The organism is Hydrogenophaga flava NBRC 102514, from assembly GCF_001571145.1.
Taxonomy (GTDB): Bacteria; Pseudomonadota; Gammaproteobacteria; order Burkholderiales; family Burkholderiaceae_C; genus Hydrogenophaga; species Hydrogenophaga flava.
Map to the genome: position 1 here is coordinate 110,828 of NZ_BCTF01000018.1, position 8,161 is coordinate 118,988.

At 64.1% G+C, this 8,161-nt stretch carries 10 protein-coding genes; 6 read left to right on the plus strand and 4 right to left on the minus strand.

Translation table 11 applies throughout. From position 1 onward, the window contains the following. The first annotated feature begins 63 nt into the window (after positions 1 to 63). The 3 genes from HFL01S_RS16390 (at position 64) to HFL01S_RS16400 (ending at position 2,061) form a co-directional block, all read left to right on the plus strand. Complete coding sequence (locus HFL01S_RS16390) at positions 64 to 978, plus strand: DUF3014 domain-containing protein (RefSeq protein WP_157538910.1); 915 nt, start codon at positions 64 to 66, stop codon at positions 976 to 978. Positions 979 to 1,005: 27 nt separating this feature from the next. Beyond that, positions 1,006 to 1,515 (plus strand): tellurite resistance TerB family protein, encoded by a 510-nt coding sequence (locus HFL01S_RS16395; protein WP_066260592.1) that lies wholly within the window; start codon positions 1,006 to 1,008, stop codon positions 1,513 to 1,515. A 114-nt stretch (positions 1,516 to 1,629) separates the two neighbouring features. After that, positions 1,630 to 2,061: a hypothetical protein gene (locus HFL01S_RS16400; RefSeq protein WP_066260594.1), complete on the plus strand. Its 432-nt coding sequence runs from the start codon at positions 1,630 to 1,632 to the stop codon at positions 2,059 to 2,061. 150 nt (positions 2,062 to 2,211) lie between these two features. Here HFL01S_RS16400 and HFL01S_RS16405 read toward each other — a convergent pair whose 3' ends face one another. Next, the gene (locus HFL01S_RS16405) at positions 2,212 to 2,886 is read right to left on the minus strand and encodes a nucleotidyl transferase AbiEii/AbiGii toxin family protein (RefSeq protein WP_245644834.1); all 675 of its coding nucleotides are present in this window, start codon (positions 2,884 to 2,886) and stop codon (positions 2,212 to 2,214) included. Between the two features lie 28 nt (positions 2,887 to 2,914). After that, the gene (locus tag HFL01S_RS16410) at positions 2,915 to 3,430 is read right to left on the minus strand and encodes a helix-turn-helix domain-containing protein (protein ID WP_066260597.1); all 516 of its coding nucleotides are present in this window, start codon (positions 3,428 to 3,430) and stop codon (positions 2,915 to 2,917) included. Positions 3,431 to 3,549: 119 nt separating this feature from the next. On the opposite strand from HFL01S_RS16410, the gene HFL01S_RS16415 reads away from it, so the two are divergent. Beyond that, entirely contained in the window at positions 3,550 to 3,873 is a 324-nt protein-coding gene (locus HFL01S_RS16415) for a 3'-5' exonuclease (RefSeq protein ID WP_066260598.1), read from the plus strand. A gap of 14 nt (positions 3,874 to 3,887) precedes the next feature. On the opposite strand, the gene HFL01S_RS16420 is transcribed toward HFL01S_RS16415, so the two are convergent. Further along, complete coding sequence (locus HFL01S_RS16420) at positions 3,888 to 4,712, minus strand: DUF3037 domain-containing protein (protein WP_084383402.1); 825 nt, start codon at positions 4,710 to 4,712, stop codon at positions 3,888 to 3,890. Then, positions 4,709 to 5,440, minus strand: coding sequence for a HipA family kinase (locus HFL01S_RS16425; protein ID WP_066260600.1), 732 nt, complete (start codon positions 5,438 to 5,440; stop codon positions 4,709 to 4,711). The genes HFL01S_RS16420 and HFL01S_RS16425 overlap by 4 nt, the downstream gene beginning before the upstream one ends. Positions 5,441 to 5,581: 141 nt before the next feature. Between HFL01S_RS16425 and HFL01S_RS16430 the strand changes: the two genes are divergently transcribed. Both HFL01S_RS16430 and HFL01S_RS16435 read left to right on the plus strand, forming a co-directional pair. Next, on the plus strand, positions 5,582 to 7,402 hold the full coding sequence (locus tag HFL01S_RS16430; RefSeq protein WP_084383404.1) for a 3'-5' exonuclease: 1,821 nt from the start codon (positions 5,582 to 5,584) through the stop codon (positions 7,400 to 7,402). 94 nt (positions 7,403 to 7,496) lie between these two features. Next, positions 7,497 to 8,161, plus strand: a 665-nt coding sequence (locus HFL01S_RS16435; RefSeq protein WP_218008638.1) for a hypothetical protein, incomplete at its 3' end; no start/stop codon positions are given.

Sequence of the window (8,161 nt, forward strand, 5' to 3'; positions counted from 1 at the left end):
CCTGACCCCTCCAGACGCGTAGGATGTGCCGCCTTTCCACCCGCTCCGGCGTAGATGAGGCCCATGGAACCTGAACTGGATCGCGACGAGTACCGTCCCCCCGAACCTTCCCGAACTCCCTCCCTGCTCGTGGTGGCCATCGTGCTCGCCCTGGTGGCCGCAGGCGGCTACTACGCCTGGAAGCGCAACCAGGCGGTGCCCGCACCCGAAGCCGCACCGGTGGCCGCCGCACCGGCCGCACCTGCCGAACCAACACTACCGGCCGCACCCACGGCAGCGCCTGCCACACCCACGGTCGAGCACCCCATCGACGCCGCCGAACCCGGCGCCGAGGGCCAGGGGGACAAAGAGCCTTTGCCTGCGCTGGCCGACGCCGGGCCGCAGGTGAACCAGATGCTGGAGCGACTGATCGGCCGCAAGAACGTGCTCAACTTCCTGCAGATCGACGGCTTCCTCTCCCACGCGGTGGCCACCGTGGACAACCTCGCACGGCCGCACGCGCCGGTCACCGTCTGGCCCGTCAGCCCCACGCCGCAGCGCTTCACCACCCGGCGCAACAGCGCCGACGGCACCGAGACCATCCACCCCGACAACAGCCGGCGCTACCAGCCACTGGTGAGCCTGATCGAGTCGATCGACACGGCCCAGGCGGTGGGCATGTACCGCCGCCTCTACCCACTCGTCCAACAGGCCTACGTGGAGCAGGGCTTCCCGGGGCGCTACTTCAACGACCGGTTGGTGCAGGTGATCGACCACCTGATCGACACACCCATGCCCGAGCAGGCGCCGGCCGTGCATCTGGTGGAAGTGAAAGGCTCCGTGCCCTCGCAACGGCCCTGGGTGCGCTACGAGTTCGCCGACCCGCAGCTGCAGAACCTGTCGGCCGGGCGCAAGATCCTGCTGCGCGTCGGCGCGGACAACCAGCGCCGCCTGCAGGCCAAGCTGGCCGACATCCGCGGGCATCTGGTGAAGAAGTAGCCCCTGAAAAACAGACCGACCCCGCCCATGCTCAAAGCCTTCCGGCACCTGCTCGATACCTTCCTCGACATCGACCCCACCCACTCGGCCGCCGAGGCCGAACAGGCGCTTCGCCTGGCCACCGCCGTGCTGCTGGTGGAGGTGATGCGCGCCGACCAGAACCACAGCGCGGCCGAGCGGCAGGCCGTGATCCGTGCGCTCAGTGACCGCTTTGCGCTGCAGCCCGCGTCCGTGGACGACCTGATGGCGCTCGCGCAGGACACCGCCCGCACCGCCAACGACTTCCACGCCTTCACCAGCCAGGTCAACGACCGCCTGACGCATCCGCAAAAGATCGAACTGGTCGAATCGTTGTGGCACGTGGCCTATGCCGACGCGCACCTGGACGCACACGAAAACCACGTCATCAGCAAGATCGCCGGCCTGCTGCACGTGACCCATGGCGAGTACATCGCCGCCAAGATGCGGGCCAAGGCGGACGCGCTGCCCCAGGACGCTGCCCCGGCCGGAACCCGCCTGCAGAACAACCCCATTTGATAAGTGGGTCCCCATGGTCTAAGGTGAGCCCGTCTGGCGGCCGGCTCGTGCGGTCCCCGCGGGCCCATGCAGCAGCGGTCAGGCTCTCGTTGTTTCAACTGCAAAGGAGACACCATGAGGCTACTGGACAAACTCTTTGGCCGCAAAGAGGCCTACCCGCCGCTGCCCGCTGGCAGCGAAGTCGTGGACAAGCTTGACGAGGTCAAGGCGTCGCTGGAGGAACTGGCGCACAAGGTGAGCGACCACCTGGAGGTGGTGCCGGCCGACCACGAAGCCTTCGTGTTCCTGGGCACGCCACCGACGCACTTCGGCATCGCCTGGATCCACGACGGCAAGGTCACCGGACTGAAGGAATTCGCCGAAGAACACCACCTGTCACAGGTGGAAGTGGGCAAGCTCATCGTCCGCCTGGGCGAGGCCTACCAACACGCCAGCCAGGTGCCGCGCTATTCGGCCGAATTCGGCGGCAAACAAATGGTGGTCATCCCCTCCAGAGGGCTGGAGCAGGAGATGCACCACATCATGGCGTCCACCACACTGCATTGAGACGGGGTGGATGGTGGCAAAGGGGCGCTCTCGGGCGCCCTTTTTTGTTGTTGCGGCAGGTGCGAAGACGAACGCATGGAAGCGCGGCTGTCCAAGGGGGGGGCTGCACGTCTACCGGCAAAAGGCAAGCTCTGACCTGGTCGCGGCACCTCAGCCGGCTTTCAACACCCTGCGCAGGGCGCGAACCTTTTGCCAGAGCACCGCCTTGGGCATCGTCATGGCCATGGCCTGCATGCACCGCTCAAGCCAGCCCTGGCGCTCTTGCAGGCGGTCAATTGCCTTGGTCAGGTCGCGCACCACGGCAGGTCCATAGGCTTGCGTGGCCTTGGTCAGTGCCGCTCGCAACAAGGGCAGGCGCAGGTCCATCATCGCCAGATCGATCACATCGCGGCTGAACACGCCATCGTCCGCCTGACGGTCTGAGTTGGCCAGCAGTTTGGACGTCGCCAGGTCGAGCCGCGTCAGCGTGCCGATGCCGCACACCACATCTCCAGGGCCAGGTGCTTCCAGTACGATCCGGGCCTCTCGGACGATTTCAAACTTGATCGCCTGGCCGTCCATCTGCACCACCGTTCGCAAGCCGTACTGATCGGCACGCACCTCGCGCAGCATGGTCAATGGCTGCGCTCCGGCCCGCACCAGCGCGTTGAGCCCGGCTGGCCCGGTGAGCAACTGACGCAGTTCCCGGTAACCCGCTGCGTCCGACACCAGAAAGTCGATGTCCACCGATTCGCGGTACTCGCCGTGGCGCAGAGCGATGCAAGTGCCCCCGCCAAACAGGCAGCCATGCTGGCGCAACACATCGCCGTCCAGCGCGGCCAGCACATGCGCAATGCGCTGGTGGTGTGGTCGTTCAAACATCGGGTGTTCCCACTCCCGCATCGCCGCCCAAACCCGTGCGCAAGGCCTGCAGCAGCGCCTGCTCGGCGGGCGACATGGCCGCCATATCCAGATGGCGCGCGTTGCGCTCGTAAATACCCAGCGCCTCAACGGGCGTGAGCGCTTCGGTGCCGTGCACCTGCCAGGCCAGTGTCTTGAGCTGCGGGTAGTCCGCCAGGCGCACGCGCACCGGTATCCAGTCGGCCAGATTCGGCCCATTGACATCTTCGGGGCGCGTGGCTTGGGCATCTTCGGCGTTCTGCGCCACCAGCGACATACCCAGCGCCGCCATGGCGTTGGCCCAGGCGCCGGCCGCGACAGAAGGCTCCCCCTTCTCGATGCGATGCAGCGTTACCCGCGACATCCCTGCGGCCTCCGCTGCCGCTGTGCTGCTCACCCGCAAGGCCTTGCGGCGCGCGCGAAGCTGAGTGCCCAAGGCCTGCAGCTGGGCGGTGCTTTGGGCGGTCGGAAGGGGTGGTTTGGCAGGCATATGTTTCCCATTCTGTTCAATTTGGCAATTTTGTCAATTATGAGACGCACTTTTTTGTGTTGCCTACATGAGTCCTCAAGCACGAGCGATGCCAGCGCGAAGGCCACGCCTGGGCCGACATGGCCATCCTCTGCCGCCACCACAGCGAGGGACATGTGCGCCGAATTCCTGCGCAAACGCAGGATGCCGCACCAGCTGCGCCGCAGCACGTCCAGCGAGTCGACCCTGCGCACGACAGCATCAAGGTGATCACGCTGTACGCCAGCAAAGGGCTGGAGTTCCCGGTGGTGGCGCTGGTCGGCGCCGGGCGCATGCCCACCGAGGGCGAAGACGAGCGCGAGGAAGCGCGGCTGTTCTATGTGGGTGCTACGCGGGCGACGCAGCGTTTGGTGATCGGGGCGAGTGGGAACGGACGATTCGGCGCCCAGTTCCAATCGGGCTGATCCGGTGAGGCTGTTCAGCCCAGCGCGAAGTCGGTGATTTCGCGGTCCGCGTCTTCGTCCACCGTTTGCACGTCCAGCTTGATCAGATCGCTGCAGATTTCTTTGAAAGCGGCATGGCGCTTCGCATCCGCCAGCGGCGGCGCCTTGACCGCAAACAGAACGTCATCCGGCAGCAGCTTCCGATTTCTCAGCCGCTTGATCTTCTGCAGCCACGCATCGCCGTGCTCGTAGATGTCCACCGGCTCGTCCTGGTTCAGTCGGAACGGCTTGATGATCTTGGTCAGCGAGTCGCCCTGCTGCTGCACCAGAGGGAAGTTGGCATAGAAAGCGTCGTCGCCCACGCGCAGTGGTGCGAACGGGGCAGGCAGTTGCAACCCATCGAGCAAGTGCTTGATGCGCTTTTCCATGGCCTTTTCCACGTACTCCGGCGTTGCAAAGGCACGCTCCACGCAGTGCTCGAACTGCCGAGCCAGCTCGGCTACCGGATCGGCTGTCATCACTGCCCGTGAAGCGCTGAACCGAACCAACGCCTCACGAGGATGAATGAGGCTGTCGAAGACTTGCCGCAAATACGCCGCGCGACCCGTGCTCGGTGCCTTCGCCACCACATCCGCCACGCGCAGCAACTCGTCTTCCATCGCCTTGACGGCACGCACATAAAAGCTGCGCGGCAGTTCATCAAAGAAATCGGTGATGCGTTTGGTGCGGCGGGTTTGCAGCTTGAAGCCGAAGTACCCGCTCTCCGGGCACATCAGCACCACGCCCGCGTTGGCGAACTCCCCCGTTTCGCGGTAGGGCGCGAACTGAACCACGGCGTATCGGCACGCGACGAGCCTCATACCGTTCTCCAGAAGTCAGGGGTTGCACATCGTTCCAGCACCTGAAGGGCCGCTGCGCGGTCAAAACGGGCTGGAATGTCGAACTCGGAATTTTCCCACAGCCACTCTTCCGGCGCGCTTTCCAAGGCCTCGTGAGCCGCCGGGAGGGCCTGGCTCAGGCGTTGAAGGTATTGCGCCTGCAGCACCAGGTCTTGGGTCAGCACCGACCACTGGTCGGCGAACACATGCTGGTCCTGGAACTCGGCGGCATTGAAATCGTTGTCCAAGGCCAGGTTGTGGTCGATCACCACCAGCCCCTCGTGCTCGGCATCCCACAGCAGGTTGGTGTTGCCGCGCAGACGATCGGTGTTGCGAACCCACCAGTCGAAAACGAGCACATCGCGCTGCAGTTCGGCCGGGACCCGTTGGCTGATGCCGAGTTCCAGCCAGGCGGTGTGCGGTTGCTCGCGTGAGCCAAAGGCCGGCAAAGAACCGATGCGTTGCTGGTCCTTCGGCAGTTCCTTCACAAGCGCCGGGTCCAGCTGAACCAGCGCGAAAGGCGGCAGCGGCAGACCCAGTGCCTTGGCGAGGTGCCCGCAAATCCACTCCCGCCACAGGCTGGCGCGGTTGGTCTGTTGGCCCTTGACGTAGTAGCGGTGCCCGTCAGCCCCGCCGCAAAGCAAGGGCATCGACTTGCCTTGTGCGGCAGGGCCGATGACTTCGACGATCTGGACGATGGGGGTGGACACGTTTGATCTTGACGTGAGTAGGAGTCGCCTGCTCAGGCGTGAGTGGCAGTGTACCGATGGGCACCGTTGACAGCGAGTGCGGCCGCATTCCCTGCGAGTTGGTGCATCATCCGCCCAGGGAAACAAAAAGACACAAGTCAGATGGCCACACTGATACCCGCTCTGGGCAGTTGCGTTGCACGCATGACGCCCGGCGAACGCCGCACCGCCGAGCGGCTTGAACAGAAGCTCGACGCCGACTACCTGCTCTGGTACGACGTGGCCGTCGGCCCCCGGCACCAGCACCCGGACTTTGTGGTCATGCACCCGCGCCGTGGCATCCTGATTCTGGAGGTCAAGGACTTCCGGCTCTCCACCCTCATCCAGGCCAACAAGCAGACCTGGGACATCCACGGCGAGCTCGGCCCCAAGACCATTCCCAACCCGCTGGAGCAGGCCCGGCAGTACGCGCACCAGGTGGTGAACGCGCTGGAGCGCGACCCGCAGCTGGTGCAGCCCGAAGGCCGGCACCAGGGCAAGCTGGCCTTTCCGTGGAGCTACGGCGTGGTGCTGCCCAACATCACCCGCGCGCAGTTCGACAAAGCCGAACTCGCCCACGCCATCGAACCGCACCGCGTCATCTGCCAGGACGAGATGGGCGAACAGGTAGAGCCCGAGGCGCTGCAAAGCCGCCTGTGGGACATGTTCCCTTTCATGATGGGCGGCGTCATGTCGCTGCCGCAGATGGACCGGGTGCGCTGGATCATGTTCCCCGAGGTGCGCGTGCAGGTGACCGGCGAGCTGTTTGACGACGCTGACGAAGCCGCCGAACTGCCCAGCATCATGCGGGTGATGGACCTGCAGCAGGAACAGCTGGCCCGCAGCCTGGGCGAGGGGCACCGCGTCATCCACGGCGTGGCCGGTTCGGGCAAGACCATGCTGCTGGGCTACCGCGCCGAGCATCTGGCCAAAGCCCAGACCGCCGCCAGCAAACCCATCCTCATCCTCTGCTACAACGAACCGCTGGCCCGGCAGATTGCGCGCGTGATGGCCGCCAAAGGCATAACCGACCGCGTGCACGCCGTGCACTTCCACAAATGGTGTCGTCAGCAGCTGGTGGCCTACGGGCAAGACCTGCCCCCGCAGAACCTGCCTTGGGACGCCTTCTTTGAGGACATGGTCCAGCGCGTCATCACCGGCGTGGACCGCCGCCAGATCCCCAGCGGGCAATACCAGGCCGTGCTGATTGACGAAGGCCACGACTTTGCGCCCGAATGGCTGCGCCTGGTGGTGCAGATGGTGGACCCCACCACCAACAGCCTGCTCGTGCTGTACGACGACGCGCAGAGCATTTACGACCGCACGCAGAAGAGCAAAAACTTCAGCTTCAAAAGCGTGGGCATCCAGGCGCAGGGGCGCACCACCATCCTCAAGATCAACTACCGCAACACGCGGCAGATCCTGCAAACGGCCAGCCTCGTCGCCGCCGATCTATTGACCGCCGAAGACAAGGACGACGACGGCGTGCCCCTGCTCAAACCCGTGAGCTGCGGGCGCGACGGCGAGGCGCCGCTCATCGTGCGCCTGCCCACCCTGCGCGAAGAGGTGGCCCAGGTGGCCGAGCTGCTGGCCACCGCCCACCGCGAAGGCCACGCCTGGGCCGACATGGCCATCCTCTGCCGCCACCACAGCGAAATGGACATGTGCGCCGAATTCCTGCGCAAACGCAAGCTGCCGCACCAGGTGCGCCGGAACTCGTCCAGCGTGTTCGACCCCGCGCACGACAGCATCAAGGTGATGACGCTGCACGTCAGCAAGGGGCTGGAGTTTCCGGTGGTGGCGCTGGTGGGCGCCGGGCGCATGCCTGCCGAGGGCGAAGACGAGCGCGAGGAAGCGCGGCTGTTCTATGTGGGGGCCACGCGGGCGACGCAGCGGTTGGTGATTGGGGCGAGTGGGGGCGGGGGGTTCTCGTCTCGTTTGTAAACGAAGGTAGGACCGTCAAGACCTATCCCTATGTCCTGCGACTTGAGAAGATGTATATGAAACTAGCCATTCGAAAGATGATGAGGGTCGATATATGACATCCCTTGAGAGCCTCGGGCTGTCGTATCGCAAAGCCAAGGTTGACCTGTACTACTCGTCCCATGCTTCGCTTGATGCGATTGCGGACTATGAGGAGGACCTCCACCACAATCTCATCGCCTTGCTGGCCAAGCTGCAAGCTGATGATGAGTCCTGGATTACACAGTCCGATTTCATTGGTGGTTGGACCCTGGTTACAAAGTCGGTGGATATGCTTCCCAGTAAGCCAGACGGCGTTCATAGCTGGGAGCAGTTCCGCAAAGAGCATGGTAACGGGCTGATTTTCTCCTCGCCTTCCGATGAGTGGGCACACGCTTGCGGCCTATTGGCCAACTGTGATAAGTCCTTGAAACCAAGAGCCGAATTCCGCGTGATGGCTCAGTGCAGCATGGATTTCCATGTTTTGTCTACTCTGTGGATGCTGGAGGTCGGTCACCTATTCGATGCAAAGCTGACTGGCTGTGCTTATGGCAACCGCCTGCGCCGCAAACATAACGGCGCGAGCATCAATTCTCTTTCTCTCGGCACCTTTGAGCCTTATCTCAAACCGTTTCGCGATTGGCGCGACAAGGGCATCGACTCCATGCGCGCTGCGCTACAGGCTGAAAAAAAGATCGTGGCGCTAAGGATGGTGTTCAAAACCCCAGTCAAGCCCGGATT

Coding starts and splice junctions, on each gene's coding strand:
- HFL01S_RS16390 (WP_157538910.1), top strand. CDS start 64: ATGGAACCTGAACTGGATCGCGACGAGTACCGTCCCCCCGAACCTTCC.
- HFL01S_RS16395 (WP_066260592.1), top strand. CDS start 1,006: ATGCTCAAAGCCTTCCGGCACCTGCTCGATACCTTCCTCGACATCGAC.
- HFL01S_RS16400 (WP_066260594.1), top strand. CDS start 1,630: ATGAGGCTACTGGACAAACTCTTTGGCCGCAAAGAGGCCTACCCGCCG.
- HFL01S_RS16410 (WP_066260597.1), bottom strand. CDS start 3,430: ATGCCTGCCAAACCACCCCTTCCGACCGCCCAAAGCACCGCCCAGCTG.
- HFL01S_RS16415 (WP_066260598.1), top strand. CDS start 3,550: ATGGCCATCCTCTGCCGCCACCACAGCGAGGGACATGTGCGCCGAATT.
- HFL01S_RS16420 (WP_084383402.1), bottom strand. CDS start 4,712: ATGAGGCTCGTCGCGTGCCGATACGCCGTGGTTCAGTTCGCGCCCTAC.
- HFL01S_RS16430 (WP_084383404.1), top strand. CDS start 5,582: ATGGCCACACTGATACCCGCTCTGGGCAGTTGCGTTGCACGCATGACG.